This window comes from Nocardioides campestrisoli, assembly GCF_013624435.2.
Lineage (GTDB): Bacteria > Actinomycetota > Actinomycetes > Propionibacteriales > Nocardioidaceae > Nocardioides > Nocardioides campestrisoli.
This window is the reverse complement of record NZ_CP061768.1, coordinates 1,126,570-1,140,181: the sequence shown is the minus strand read 5'-3', so window position 1 is coordinate 1,140,181 and position 13,612 is coordinate 1,126,570. Positions and strand designations below refer to the sequence as shown.

9 protein-coding genes are annotated in these 13,612 nt (G+C 71.8%); 2 read left to right on the top strand and 7 right to left on the bottom strand.

Translation table 11 applies throughout. The features are described 5' to 3' along the window. Positions 1-26: 26 nt before the first annotated feature. Positions 27-1,142, bottom strand: coding sequence for an NAD(P)-binding domain-containing protein (locus H8838_RS05455; RefSeq protein WP_224766401.1), 1,116 nt, complete (start codon positions 1,140-1,142; stop codon positions 27-29). A gap of 35 nt (positions 1,143-1,177) precedes the next feature. Continuing rightward, on the bottom strand, positions 1,178-1,753 hold the full coding sequence (locus H8838_RS05450) for a winged helix-turn-helix domain-containing protein (RefSeq protein ID WP_185996422.1): 576 nt from the start codon (positions 1,751-1,753) through the stop codon (positions 1,178-1,180). Positions 1,754-2,021: 268 nt separating this feature from the next. Between H8838_RS05450 and H8838_RS05445 the strand changes: the two genes are divergently transcribed. Then, complete coding sequence (locus H8838_RS05445) at positions 2,022-6,392, top strand: carboxypeptidase regulatory-like domain-containing protein (RefSeq protein WP_185996421.1); 4,371 nt, start codon at positions 2,022-2,024, stop codon at positions 6,390-6,392. 90 nt (positions 6,393-6,482) lie between these two features. Here the strand turns inward: H8838_RS05445 and H8838_RS05440 are convergent, their stop codons facing one another. Genes H8838_RS05440 through H8838_RS05425 form a run of 4 tightly spaced genes read right to left on the bottom strand, consistent with a single transcriptional unit; the run spans position 6,483 to position 10,352 of the window. Then, positions 6,483-7,562, bottom strand: coding sequence for an ABC transporter ATP-binding protein (locus H8838_RS05440; RefSeq protein WP_181311471.1), 1,080 nt, complete (start codon positions 7,560-7,562; stop codon positions 6,483-6,485). 5 nt (positions 7,563-7,567) lie between these two features. After that, positions 7,568-8,353: an ABC transporter permease gene (locus H8838_RS05435; RefSeq protein WP_181311472.1), complete on the bottom strand. Its 786-nt coding sequence runs from the start codon at positions 8,351-8,353 to the stop codon at positions 7,568-7,570. After that, positions 8,350-9,228, bottom strand: a complete 879-nt coding sequence (locus tag H8838_RS05430; RefSeq protein ID WP_181311473.1) for an ABC transporter permease — start codon at positions 9,226-9,228, stop codon at positions 8,350-8,352. Before H8838_RS05430 ends, H8838_RS05435 begins: the two co-directional genes overlap by 4 nt. Positions 9,229-9,230: 2 nt before the next feature. Continuing rightward, positions 9,231-10,352 carry an ABC transporter substrate-binding protein gene (locus H8838_RS05425; RefSeq protein WP_224766400.1) on the bottom strand — a complete coding sequence of 374 codons (1,122 nt, stop codon included), beginning with the start codon at positions 10,350-10,352 and terminating at the stop codon, positions 9,231-9,233. A gap of 193 nt (positions 10,353-10,545) precedes the next feature. Here H8838_RS05425 and H8838_RS05420 point away from each other — a divergent pair, with 193 nt between their 5' ends. After that, the gene (locus H8838_RS05420; RefSeq protein ID WP_317983793.1) at positions 10,546-12,276 is read left to right on the top strand and encodes a fumarate hydratase; all 1,731 of its coding nucleotides are present in this window, start codon (positions 10,546-10,548) and stop codon (positions 12,274-12,276) included. 37 nt (positions 12,277-12,313) lie between these two features. On the opposite strand, the gene H8838_RS05415 is transcribed toward H8838_RS05420, so the two are convergent. Further along, positions 12,314-13,564, bottom strand: a complete 1,251-nt coding sequence (locus H8838_RS05415; RefSeq protein WP_181311474.1) for an MFS transporter — start codon at positions 13,562-13,564, stop codon at positions 12,314-12,316. Positions 13,565-13,612: the final 48 nt, after the last annotated feature.

The window sequence follows — 13,612 nt, the reverse complement described above, 5'->3', positions numbered from 1 at the left end:
CCAGCTGCCCCGGCCGACCGGCGCGCTCAGGCGAGCGCCGGCGCCAGCCGACGACGTACGGCGCTCGCCGCGGCACGCCCGGCGCGGCTGGCGCCGATCGTGCTCGCCGAGGGCCCGTAGCCCACGAGCTGCACCCGAGGGTCGCGGACCGCCGTCGTGGCGCCCTGCACGTTGCCCGGCACGTGCACGAGCTGGATCCCTCCCTGGGGAGTCCGCAGGCCGAGCGGGGCCAGGTGGTCCACGGCCGCCCGGAAGCCGGTCGCCCAGAGGATGGCGCCGACCTCCTCGCGGGCGGGCGCACCGGGCGGCGGGTCCTCCCAGCGCACGCCCCAGGGCTCGATCGAGGTGAACATCGGGCGCCGCCGGTAGGCGCCGAGCCTGGCGGCCCGCTGCTCCTGGGGGCGCAGCGCGAGGCCGGTGACGCCCACGACGCTGGTCGGCGGCAGGCCTTGCCGGACCCGCTCCTCGACGTGGGTGACGGCCGCCAGCCCGGCCTCGGCGTCGAAGTCGTCGTCGCGCCAGACGGGAGGACGCCGGGTGACCCACAGGGTGTCGGTGACCGGGGCCAGCTCGCCGAGGAGCTGGACGGCGGACGCGCCGCCTCCGACGACCAGGACCCGGGTGCCGCGGAAGTGCTCGGCACCCGGGTAGTGCGCGGTGTGCAGCTGCTCGCCGGCGAACGAGGCGATGCCCGGGTAGAACGGCACGAACGGGCGGGTCCAGGTCCCGGTCGCGTTCACCAGCGTCCGGGTGCGCCAGGACCGCTCGCCGGCCGGGCCGTGGCCTCGTACGACGAGCAGCTCGCCCTCGCTCTCCACCCGGTCGACCCGCACGGGCCGCACCACCGGCAGCGCGTGCCGGCGCTCGTAGTCGGCGAAGTACGCCGGCACGACCTCGCGGGCGGGCAGGGGCGAGCGGGGCGGTGCCGGGGCGTCGGGCAGGTCGGCGACGCCGTGCACGTCCTGCATGGTCAGCGACTCCCACCGATGCTGCCAGGCGCCACCGGGGGCCGGGGCCGAGTCGAGCACCAGGTGCGCGATCCCGAGGCGCGCGAGGTGGAACGACGCGGCCAGACCCGCCTGACCCGCGCCGATCACCAGGGAGTCGAGCGGGGAGTCGAGCAGGGCGTCATGCGGTTCCACATCAGGGCGAACGCCGCGAGCGGGCGTTCTATTGCTCAGGGTCTCTCGCTCACGTGGGCGCGCCCCTCGTCGACGGCGGCGGCCGCCCGGACCAGCCGGAAGCCCACGCCCCGGATGGCCTGCACCTGCAGCGGGGCGTCGAGGAAGCCGAGCTTGCGCCGCAGCCGCTTGACCACCGACTGCATGTCGGAGCGGTCGCCCAGGTGGTCGTTGCCCCAGACGTCCTGGTGGAGCTCTTCGAAGGTCCACGTGCGCCCCACGTCCGAGAGCAGGCAGCGCAGCGCGTCGTGCTCCAGCGGGGACAGCGGCACCGCTCGGTCGCGCCAGGTCGCCGTACGCCGGTCGGAGTCGATGAGGAGGCCACAGTCCGAGGACCCAGGGCGCTCAGGCGACTCGGGGCGCGCCGTTCCCGGCGGGTCCTCGGCGGTGAGCAGCGCGACGGCCTCCTCCCGTGAGGACACCAGCAGGACCGACACGTGGTCGCCGAACAGGCTGGCGACGCGCAGCCGTTCCTCCAGCGAGTAGGCGATCGCGATCACCACGGCCTTGGGCGGCCGCGACGACGCGGGCGTCGTCTCGTGGAGGGCTTCCTCTCCCCGAGCGAGAGACATGGCCCTTCCTTTCCCCTGCGCTCTCAGCCTCGCCGCGCACGCAGGAATGGTCAAGCACTACGACGTCCCGGCGCACGAATCCGCACCTACTGCCGAGTTGCCCGCATATCGCCCGGATCGACGACGAATTGACCGGATGCGCGCGTAGTCGGCCCGGCGACACGCTGCCTAGGTTCTGGACAGGACCGGTCGGAGGACCGGTCCACTCTCGGGAAGGACCACCATGTCAACGCACCGATCTCGAGGCCGGAGACCGTCCCACCGGACGATGTTCGCCGGCCTGCTCACCGTGCTGGCGACCGCCGGCGCACTCTTCCTCACCGTCCCAGCCGCCCAGGCCGGCCCGGGCGCATCGCCCGGCGGTCAGCCCGCTCCGGAGATCGGCGACAAGATCCGGCCCAAGCTCGCCCAGCAGCTGGAGGCCAAGGGCGAGGCGACCTTCTGGATCCGCTTCGAGCAGGCCGACCTGAGCGCCGCCTCGCAGGTACGCGGCTGGGCCGCGCGCGGTGAGGCCGTGCGGAAGGCCCTGACGAGCGCCGCCGACCAGCAGCAGAAGGAGGTGCGGGAGCTGCTCGACGACGAGGGCGTCGCCCACCGGAGCTTCTGGGCCACGAACGCGATCCGGGTCGAGGCGGGCGACACCGCACTGGTGAGCAGCATCGCCCGGGCCCCCGAGGTGCTGGGTCTCTACCCGACCGTCGAGTACGCCTTGGAGAAGCCCACCAAGGGCCGCGAGGTCCGGGAGGTCGACGCCGTCGAGTGGGGGCTGGCCAACATCAACGCCGACGACGTGTGGAGCCAGCGCGGCGTCACCGGCGAGGGCCTGGTGATCGCCAACATCGACACCGGCGTCCAGTTCGACCACCCGGCTCTGGTGCGGCAGTACCGCGGCAACAACGGCGACGGCACCTTCACCCACGACTACTCGTGGTTCGACGCCTCGGGCGGCTGCGCCACCGCGCCCTGCGACACCAACGGCCACGGCACCCACACGATGGGCACGATGCTCGGCGACGACGGCAACGCCAACCAGATCGGCGTGGCCCCGGGGGCGACCTGGATCGCCGCCAACGGCTGCTGCCCCTCCGACGCGGCGTTGATCGAGTCCGGTGAGTGGATGCTCGCGCCCACCGACCTGGCCGGAGCGAACCCCGACGCCGGCAAGCGGCCCCACATCATCAACAACTCCTGGGGCACCACGCAGCCGAGCAACGACCCCTTCATGGAGGACGTGACGCAGGCCTGGGCCGCCTCGGGCATCTGGGGACAGTGGTCCAACGGCAACAGCGGACCCAGCTGCTCCACCAGCGGGTCACCGGGCAGCCGCACCCTGAACTACTCCAGCGGGGCCCATGACGTGAACAACGCCATCGCCGGCTTCTCCGCGCGTGGTGCGGGACAGGACGGCGAGATCAAGCCGAACATCTCCGCTCCCGGGGTCAACGTGCGCTCCGCCCTCCCGAACAGCACCTACGGCAGCTACAACGGCACCTCGATGGCCTCCCCGCACGTCGCGGGCACCGTCGCGCTGCTCTGGTCGGCTGCCCCGTCCCTGGTCGGCGACATCGACGCGACCTGGGCGCTGCTCGACGGCAGCGCCCAGGACAGCGCCGCCACCCAGTGCGGCGGCACCGCCGACGACAACAACGTGTTCGGCGAGGGCCGGCTCGACGCGCTGGCGCTCGTCGACGCGGCCCCGGTCGGCGAGACCGGCACCGTCACCGGGACCGTGACCGACGCAGCGACCGGACAGCCGATCGAGGGTGCGACCGTGGCCCTGGACGGCGAGTTCGACCGGACCGTGACCACCGCGGCCGACGGCACCTACGACGCCCGGCTCAGTGTCGGCACCTACACCGTCACGGCGACCAAGTACGGCTACCAGTCGAAGTCCTCTCAGATCACCGTCGAGGCGGGCACACCCGTGACCGCGGACTTCGCTCTCCAGGCGGCCCCGTCGGTCACCGTGACCGGCACCGTGACCGACGGCTCCGGGCACGACTGGCCGCTGTACGCCCAGGTCCAGGTCGAGGGTCCGGGCGAGGACGTGTGGACCGACCCGGAGACGGGCGAGTACACCCTGACCGTGCCGAGCAACGCGTCGTACACGGTCACCGTGGACGCGCACTACCCCGGCTACACGTCCGCGACCGAGGAGATCACGGTCGGGAACGGCGCGACCACGCACGACGTCGCCCTGGAGGTCGACGCCAGCACCTGCACGGCGCCCGGCTACCGGTTCAACACCACCGGCATCACCGAGGACTTCGACGGCGGGGGCCTTCCCGCCGGGTGGACGATCCAGGACGAGGCCGGCAACGGCCAGGTCTGGCGGTTCGACGACCCGAAGCCGCGAGGCAACCTGACCGGGGGCGACGGTGCCTTCGCCATCGCCGACAGCGACTTCTTCGGCAGCGGCCAGTCGCAGGACACCTCCCTGGTCACCCCGTCGATCGACATGTCGTCGGTGACCTCGCCGGTCGTCGGCTTCCGCCAGGACTACAACAACCTCGGCGACGTGGCCGACGTGGACCTGAGCATCGACGGTGGCGCCACCTGGGAGACCGTGCTGCACCAGGTCACCGACGTGCGCGGGCCGCGTGAGGACGTCGTCCAGCTGCCCGCCGCGGCGGGCGAGAGCGACGTGAAGATCCGGTTCCACTACTACGAGGCGAGCTACGACTGGTGGTGGCAGGTGGACGACGTCTTCGTCGGCAACCGCACCTGCGACCTGATCCGCGGCGGCCTGGTCGTCGGGACCGTGACCAGCGCCCGGAACGACGAGGGCATCAACGGCGCCGTGGTGACCAGCCTGGACAAGCCCGACGAGAAGGCGACCACCCAGCCGACCCCGGAGGACGAGAACCTGTCCGACGGCTTCTACTGGATGTTCTCCACCCTGCGCGGGAAGCACCCGTTCGAGGCCAGGGCCGCCCAGTACCAGTCGGTCACCGAGGTGGTCGCCGTCGATCTCGACGACGCCACGCGAGCCGACTTCGAGCTGGGCGCCGGCAACCTGGTCGTGACCCCGGACGAGATCACCGCGACCAAGCGGCTCGGCACCGGGACCGTGACCAAGACCTTCACCGTCACCAACGACGGCTCGGCACCGGTCGAGCTCGAGTTCGAGGAGCGTCCGGGCGGGTTCGACATGCTGACGGCCGACGGCGGCCGGACGAACCTGCGGTCCATCACCAAGCAGGCCGGCGCCCCGCTGATGGAGGTCAAGGCACCGGTGTCGGTGGCCGCCAGGTCGCGCGGCATGTCCACCCACGGCGCGCAGCCGGCCAACGGTCCGCACGAGGCACCGTGGACCGACATCGCCGACCACCCGTCGACGGTGATGGACAACCGGGTCGTCCACGTGGACGGCACGGCGTACTCCATCGCCGGCGGCGACGGCTCGGCGTCGACCGCCAAGGTCCGGGCTTACGACCCGGCCACGCTGGCGTGGACGGAGAAGGCCAGCCTGCCCGAGGCCCGGAACGCCGTGGCTGCGGGCTTGGTCGACGGCCAGATCGTGGTCACCGGCGGCTGGGCGGCGGCCGGACCGAGCACCGCGACCTGGACCTACGACCCGGCTGCGGACTCGTGGGCGGCCGGGGCCGCGGCACCGGTAGCCCTCGCGGCGTCCGGTCAGGCCGTGGCGGACGGCAAGCTGTTCGTCGTGGGGGGCTGCACCACCGCCTCCTGCACGCCGATGTCGAACGCCACCGCGGCGTACGACCTGGCGACGGACAGCTGGGAGACGTTGGCTCCCTACCCGGCAGCGGTCGCGTTCGCCTCGTGCGGCGCGGTCGACGGCACGGTCTACTGCACGGGAGGCAACGGCGGGGCCAACGGCACCGCGGACAGCTACGCCTACGACATCGGCGCCGACGCCTGGACGCCGATCGCCGACGCCCCGGTGGACACCTGGGCCAGCGCCCACACGGTGGCGAACGGCATGCTCGTGGTCAACGGCGGAGTGCAGGGCACGGTGATCACCAACCGGACCTTCGCCTTCGACCCCGAGGCCGACGCGTGGATCGACCTGCCGAACTCCAACACCGCCCGCTACCGCGGCGGCATGGCATGCGGGCTCTACAAGGTCGGCGGTTCCTCGGGCGGCTTCACCGCCACCGCGGACAGCGAGACGCTGCCGGGCTTCGAGAACTGCGGGACCAGCGGCACCGACGTGGAGTGGCTGTCGCTGGACACCACCAGCGCCACCCTGGCGCCTGGCAAGCAGCTGCGGGTCCGGGTCTTCCTGGACTCCGAGGTCGCCCAGCCAGGCATCTACACGGCGGCCATCGCGATCAAGGAGGACACCCCCGGATCGGTCGCCCCGATCCCGGTGACCTTCGAGGTCACTCCGCCGGTCCAGTGGGGCAAGCTGGTCGGCACCGTCAGCGGCCGGGCCTGCACCGGCACGGTGGCAGCGCTGCCGGGGGCCACGGTCCAGGTCGACTCGTGGGCCGGCTCCTGGACCCTGGAGACAGGCTCCGACGGGAGCTACGCGCAGTGGTTCAACGCCGGGGCCAACCCGCTGTCGCTGATCGCGGCGAAGGACGGGTACGCCCCGCAGTCCAGGACGGTGCGGCTGGCCAAGGGCACGTCCACGACGGCCAGCTTCACGTTGAAGAAGGCGAGGTGCTGACCAGGCTGGGCTGACGACCCGGGCTGAACAGGCTGGACTGCCGGGGGCCCGCTCCGACCACGGTCGGGGCGGGCCTCCGGCCTGCCTGGCTCAGGCGCCGACGACCAGCACCGGGGCGGGGTCGATGGTCACGGTGACCCGGTCGCCAGGGCGCAGGCCCTGGGCGCGGCCGCTCGGCAGCTGGGCGACGAGCTCGCTGCCGTCGGCGGCCGCCACGTGCACCCGCGAGACCGGGCCGAGGAAGCCCACCGAGACGATGGTGGCGGCCCCGTCCGCCCCGTCGCCCGTGCCCGCCGGCTCCAGGTCCACCGCCTCGGGCCGGACCAGGGCCAGGCCCTCCCCCGACGTCGAGCCCGCCAGCACCGGGACGCGCTGGCCCAGCACCTGGGCGTGCCCCTCGACGACGGTGGCCGGGACCCGGTTGGAGAGACCGACGAACTCGCCGACGAACGCCGTCGCGGGCGAGGAGTAGAGCTCGGCCGGCGGGGCCAGCTGCTCGAGCCTGCCGGCGTTCATCACCCCGACCCGGTCGGCGACCGCCAGGGCCTCCTCCTGGTCGTGGGTGACGAAGAGGGTGGTGGTGCCCACGTCCTGCTGCACCCGGCGGATCTCGTCGCGCAGCTGGACCCGGACCTTGGCGTCCAGCGCGGAGAGCGGCTCGTCGAGCAGCAGCACCGAGGGCTCGGGCGCGAGCGCCCGTGCCAGCGCCACCCGCTGCTGCTGGCCGCCGGAGAGCTGGTGGGCGTAGCGCGCCTTGTGCTCGCCCAGCCCGACCAGGTCCAGCATGTCGCCGGCACGGCTGCGACGCTCCTTGCGGCCGCGGCCCCGCATCTTCAGGCCGAAGGCGACGTTCTCCAGCACGGTCAGGTGCGGGAAGAGGCTGTAGGCCTGGAAGACCATCCCCATGTCGCGCTTGTTGGCGGGCACCGCCGAGAGGTCGCGGTCGCCGACCCGCACCGTGCCGCTGTCCTGGCGCTCGAGGCCGGCCAGGATGCGCAGGGCGGTGGTCTTGCCGCAGCCCGAGGGGCCGAGCAGCACGACCATCTCCCCCGGCTCGATCCGCAGGTCGAGCCCGTTCAGTGCCCGTACCTCGCCGTAGTGGCGGTGCAGGTCCGAGAGCTCGACCGCCAACCCGCCCCGGCCCTGCTGTGCGGCGCTCTGGGGTTCCATGGACATCACTTGCCTCCGGACATGGTGCGTCGACCGCGGTCGAAGAAGGAGAGGAGCAGCAGCAGGACCGCTGCGAAGAGGATCGAGGCGAGCGCCGCCGCCATCGAGGTCTGGGCGTCGCTCTTGCCGAGCAGCACGATCGCCACCGGCAGGGTCTCGTAGTTGAGCAGCGAGGCGAAGGTGTACTCACCCAGCACCAGCGCGATCGAGATGAACGCGGCGCCCAGCACGCCGGGCCAGATGTTCGGCAGCACGATCCGGGCGATCACCGTCCACCACCCGGCTCCCAGGGAACGGGCCGCCTCGGAGAGGGTGCGGACGTCGATCGCCGAGAGCGAGGCGTCGACCGCCCGGTAGGCGTAGGGCAGCACCAGCACGACGTAGGAGAAGGCCAGCACCAGGGAGGTGTCGCCGAAGAAGTAGCGCAGCCAGGTGTAGACGTTGGAGCTGCCGACCACGATCACCAGCGCCGGGATGGTCAGCGGCAGCAGGCACAGGAACTCCACCAGCCGGGTGGCACCGGGCACGCGCAGGCGCACCCAGACCATCGTCGGCACCAGCAGCACGACCATCCCGACCACGGTCAGCGCGGCCAGCACCAGGCTGGTCACGATCGCCTGGGACATCGTCGGGTCGTCCAGCAGGCCGGTCCAGGCCTCGCCGGAGCGACCGCCGCCGCGCACCTTGGTGCTGAAGTCGAGCAGCGCCACCAGCGGCAGCAGGAAGAAGACGGCGAAGGCCGCGATCAGCAGGCCGCGCACCAGGCGACCGAGCACGCGCGAGGCGGTCATCGCAGCCACCTCGAGGAGCGCCGCAGCAGCAGGGCGTAGCCGACCATGACGACCACGACCACCAGGATCATCTGCAGCGCCAGGGCGAAGGCGAAGTTCGCCTGGCCCAGGACCACCTCGCTGGTCAGCGCGGAGCGGATCAGCAGCGGGGTGATCGGCGCGCCCTGGCTGACCAGCGCCGCGGCGGTGGCGTACGCGGCGAACGCGTTGGCGAAGAGCAGCAGCGCCGACCCCAGGAACGCCGGGCGCAGCAGCGGGAAGGCCACCTGCGTCCAGTACTGGCGGGTGCTGGCGCCGAGGTTGACGGCCGCCTCGCGCCACTGGGGACGCAGTCCCTCCATCGCGGGGAGGAAGACGATCACCATCAGCGGGATCTGGAAGTAGGTGTAGACCAGGATCAGGCCGGGCAGGTCGTAGAGCCACCCGGAGCCGGTCGCGTCCATCCCGAGGACGTCGGCCAGCAGGTTGGTGAGCAGGCCGCCGAAGCCGAGCGTGGCCATCCAGGCGAAGGCCAGGGTCACCCCGCCGAACTGCGCCAGGACGCTGCAGATCGAGGTGATCACCCGACGCGCCAGGGAGGCCGGCGGCGAGCTGATCACCAGGTAGGTCAGCAGGGCGCCCAGGACCGCGCCGATCGCGGCTGAGGACGCGGAGAGCAGGACGCTCTGCCAGAGCGCGCGCAGGGCGGTCTCGCCGCCCAGCGCCTCGATCTTCTCGAAGGAGAAACCGCCGTCGGCGTCCTGGAAGGCCCCGATCACCACGGTGATCGTGGGCACCACCAGGAACGCGGTCACGAAGACCAGGAACGGCAGCAGACCGACCGACGGGCCGACGCCGAAGCGCCGACCCGTCGGGGATGAGACGGAGGTTCTCACCGTCAGCCGACGGCCTTGGCCCAGTTGTCGGCCAGGTAGGACGCCATCAGCTCGGACTCCTTGTCGGTGGGCACGACGGGCTCGCCGGTGACCTCGGGCAGGTTGGCCCAGAGCTCCTCGTCGATGGTGCCCGCCTCGACCATGGCGTCGGCTCGGATCGGCCGGGCGCCGCCCGCCAGCCAGAGGTTCTGGCCCTCGTCGCTGTAGAGGAACTCCTGCCACAGCCGCGCGGCCGCCGGGTGCGGGGCGTCGGCGTTGATCGCCTGGAAGTAGTAGCCCGCGATCGGCGCCTCGGCGGGCACCACGACCTCCCAGGTGTCGATGTCGTTGGTGATCGCGGCGTTGTTGTAGTCCCAGTCGATGACGACGGGGGTCTGGCCGGACTCGATCGTCGCGGGGGTGGGGTCGACGGGGATGAAGTTGCCGGCCTTCTTCAGCTTGGCGAACCAGTCGACGCCCGGCCTGATGTCCTCGACCGAGCCGCCGTTGGCGATGGAGGCCATCACCACGCCGGAGAACGCGGCACCGGCCTGGGTCGGGTCGCCGTTGAGCGCGACCTTGCCCTTGAACTCGGGCTTCAGCAGGTCGTCGAGGGTCTCGATCTCCGGCACGGCCGAGGAGTCGTAGCCGATGGACATGAAGCCGCCGTAGTCGTTGACCCAGGCGCCGTCCGCGGCCTTGAACTCGTCCGGGATGTCGTCCCAGGTCTGGACCTGGTACGGCGCGTACATGTCCACGTTCGCCAGCGCGACGGCCTGCCCGAGGTCGAAGACGTCCGGTGCGCGGTCGCTGCCCTTGAGCTGGTTGGCGGCGTTGATCTCGTCCTGGCTCGCCGCGTCGGGCTGCGCGGAGTTGACCTTGATGTCGTACTTGTCCTCGAAGGTCGAGATCAGCTCGCCGTAGTTGGCCCAGTCCGGGGGCAGGGCGATGACGTTGAGCTCGCCCTCGTCCTGGGCCGCCTTGACGAGGTCGTCGAAGCTGCCGAAGTCCTCGACCGAGGTGGCCTTGGCCGCGTCGCTTCCGGCCGCGTCGTTGTCGGAGTCGGACTCGGGTGCGGCGCACGCTGCCAGCGACGCCATGGTGGCGAACGCGGCAAGCGAGACGAGGGAACGGCGGATCTTCACTCAGACCTCCAGGGCTGGGGACGATGAAACCTAGGGGCAATCTAGCGCGCACAGGCTCTCGCGCGTCCGGGACCTCCGGATGACCGCACACCGGCGCGCCCGTGTCGTCCCGATGAACACCCGGCACCGGATCAGGCACCAGCACCCGGGTACCCCCGCGTGACGCCGGCCGCACGGCGTACCCTTCGGGTCCGTGAGCACCGCACCCGCCACCGGCCCTGCGTCCTCGGAACCTGAGTTCCGCTACTCCGACCTGCTGCCCACCGGGCGCGACGAGACGCCGTACCGGCTGATCACCACCGAGGGCGTCTCCACCTTCGAGGTGGCCACCCAGGACGGTCAGCTGCAGACCTTCATGAAGGTCGAGCCCGAGGCCATCCGGCGGCTCACCGCCGAGGCGATGCACGACATCAGCCACTACCTGCGCCCGGCCCACCTGGCCCAGCTGCGCAAGATCATCGACGACCCCGAGGCCAGCGGCAACGACCGGTTCGTCGCGCTCGACCTGCTCAAGAACGTCAACATCTCCGCCGGCGGCGTGCTGCCGATGTGCCAGGACACCGGCACCGCGATCGTGATGGGCAAGAAGTCCGAGGGCGTGCTCACCGGCGCCGACGACGGCGAGGCGATCAGCAAGGGCGTCTACGACGCCTACACCAGGCTCAACCTGCGCTACTCCCAGCTCGCGCCGCTGACGACGTACGAGGAGAAGAACACCGGCACCAACCTGCCGGCCCAGATCGAGATCTACTCCACCCCGCAGAGCAGCGGGCGCCCGGAGTACAAGTTCCTCTTCATGGCCAAGGGCGGCGGCTCGGCCAACAAGTCGTTCCTCTTCCAGGAGACCAAGGCCGTCCTCAACCCGAAGCGGATGCTGGAGTTCCTGGACGAGAAGATCCGCTCGCTCGGCACCGCCGCCTGCCCGCCGTACCACCTGGCGATCGTGATCGGCGGCACCAGCGCGGAGTTCGCGATGAAGACCGCGAAGTACGCCTCGGCGCACTACCTGGACAACCTGCCCACCGAGGGCTCGATGAGTGCGCACGGGTTCCGTGACACCGAGCTGGAGGAGCAGGTCTTCAAGCTCACCCAGGAGCTCGGCATCGGCGCCCAGTTCGGCGGCAAGTACTTCTGCCACGACGTGCGCGTCGTCCGGCTCCCCCGGCACGGCGCCTCCTGCCCGGTGGCGATCGCGGTCTCCTGCTCCGCCGACCGGCAGGCCCTGGGCAAGATCACCCCCGACGGCGTCTTCCTCGAGCAGCTCGAGATGGACCCCGCGCAGTACATGCCCGACGCCGGGATGGCCGAGGAGATCGCCGGCGGCGAGGTCGTGAAGATCGACCTCAACCGGTCGATGGCCGACATCCTGGCCGAGCTCTCCAAGCACCCGGTCAAGACCCGGCTCTCGCTGACCGGCCCGCTGGTGGTGGCCCGCGACATCGCGCACGCCAAGATCAAGGAGCGCCTCGACGCCGGCGAGCCGATGCCGGAGTACCTGCGCAACCACCCCGTCTACTACGCCGGCCCGGCCAAGACCCCGGAGGGCATGGCCTCGGGCTCGTTCGGGCCCACCACGGCGGGACGGATGGACTCCTACGTCGAGCAGTTCCAGGCCGCCGGCGGCTCGATGGTGATGCTGGCCAAGGGCAACCGCTCCAAGCAGGTCACCGACGCCTGCGGCGCCCACGGGGGCTTCTACCTCGGCTCGATCGGCGGCCCCGCCGCCCGGCTCGCCCAGGACTGCATCAAGAGCCAGGAGGTCATCGAGTACCCCGAGCTCGGGATGGAGGCGATCTGGAAGATCGAGGTCGAGGACTTCCCGGCCTTCATCGTGGTCGACGACAAGGGCAACGACTTCTTCACCGACCCCTCGGGTGCCGTGACCGTGCCGCTGACCGGCATCCGGGTGCGCTCGGCCCAGTAGGCCGACACCCGGAGGCTCAGCGACCCTGGCCGCCGCCTCAGACCAGCGCGGCCTGGGTACGCCGCACCGCGGCCAGGCGGGCCACCACGGCGACCCCGCTCCCGGCGGCGGCGAAGAGCGCGGCGAGCAGGATCCAGCCGGGCATGCCGTGGTCCACCGCGGTCGCGGTGACCACCGCGGGCGAGGCCATCATCGCCACCGCGTAGCCGGTGGACGAGACGCCCTGGTAGGCGCCGGCGCTGTCCGGGTGGGCGAGCTCGAAAGCCAGACCCCAGGCGCCGGCCTCGCACCAGACCTCCGCGAACGAGCCGACCACCTCGGCGGCCAGCAGGGCGGCCACCGCCCACAGCACGCCGCCGCTGCCCGCGGCGCCGTAGAGCAGGCAGGCGATCGCGAGCAGCAGGCTGCCCCGGCGCACCACCCGGCCGGCGGTGCCGATGTCGTGGGTGCCGCGCGAGGCCCGCACCTGGAAGAGCGCGACCAGGACGGTGTTGACCACCAGCAGCACCGAGATCATCACGTCCGGGGCCTCCGTACGGGTGGCGATCCACAGCGGGACGCCGACGCTGGTCAGCCCGAAGTGCATGGCGATCACCGAGTTGAGGGCCACCGAGGTGAGGTAGGTGCGGTCGCGCATCGGGGAGGGACCGCGGACCCGGTCGGGCACCAGGTGGGCGTCCATCACGCCCGCGAAACCGTCCACCCGGCCCCGCAGCCCCATCAGCGGGACGGTCGCGAGCAGAGCCACCAGCCCGACCGCGACCATCGTCACCTGGTAGGCGGCGGCGGTCCCGACCAGCAGCGCGCCGGCCGCCAGCAGGGTGCCCAGGCCGATGAAGAGGTTGGTGATCACCCGCAGCCGGGCCCGGATGCCCACCCGGTCCGGCCCGGCGAACCAGCGCACCTGCACGGTCGACTTCGCCGTCCCCTGGAGGCTCCGGCTGGCCACGGCGACGCAGGCCACCAGGGTGAAGCTCACCGGACCGTCGGCCAGCACGTAGCTGAGCATCGCCACGCCGTGCACCGCGTTGGCCCACGCCTGCAGCCGGTCGGCGCCCACCCGGTCCGCGGCCTGGCCGCCGAGGAAGGAGCCGAGCACGCCCATCAGCCCGGCGATCGTGAGGCCCAGCCCGACGGTGGTCACCTCCAGCCCGATCACCCGGGTGAAGTAGAGCGCGCTGACGCTGTAGAAGAGGCCGGAGGAGAGTGCACCGGCCATCGTGGCGAAGGTCAGCGAGCGTTGCACCGGGTCGGCGGGGAGGAGGAGGCGGCGGAGGCGGTCGAGCACGTGGGCAGTTCTCCCACGTCCCGCCGACAGGCGCCAACGATGTAGCGT

Excerpts from the sequence above, each read along its gene's own strand:
- H8838_RS05440 (WP_181311471.1), bottom strand. The coding sequence starts at position 7,562 with ATGGAACCCCAGAGCGCCGCACAGCAGGGCCGGGGCGGGTTGGCGGTC.
- H8838_RS05435 (WP_181311472.1), bottom strand. The coding sequence starts at position 8,353 with ATGACCGCCTCGCGCGTGCTCGGTCGCCTGGTGCGCGGCCTGCTGATC.
- H8838_RS05450 (WP_185996422.1), bottom strand. The coding sequence starts at position 1,753 with ATGTCTCTCGCTCGGGGAGAGGAAGCCCTCCACGAGACGACGCCCGCG.
- H8838_RS05445 (WP_185996421.1), top strand. The coding sequence starts at position 2,022 with ATGTTCGCCGGCCTGCTCACCGTGCTGGCGACCGCCGGCGCACTCTTC.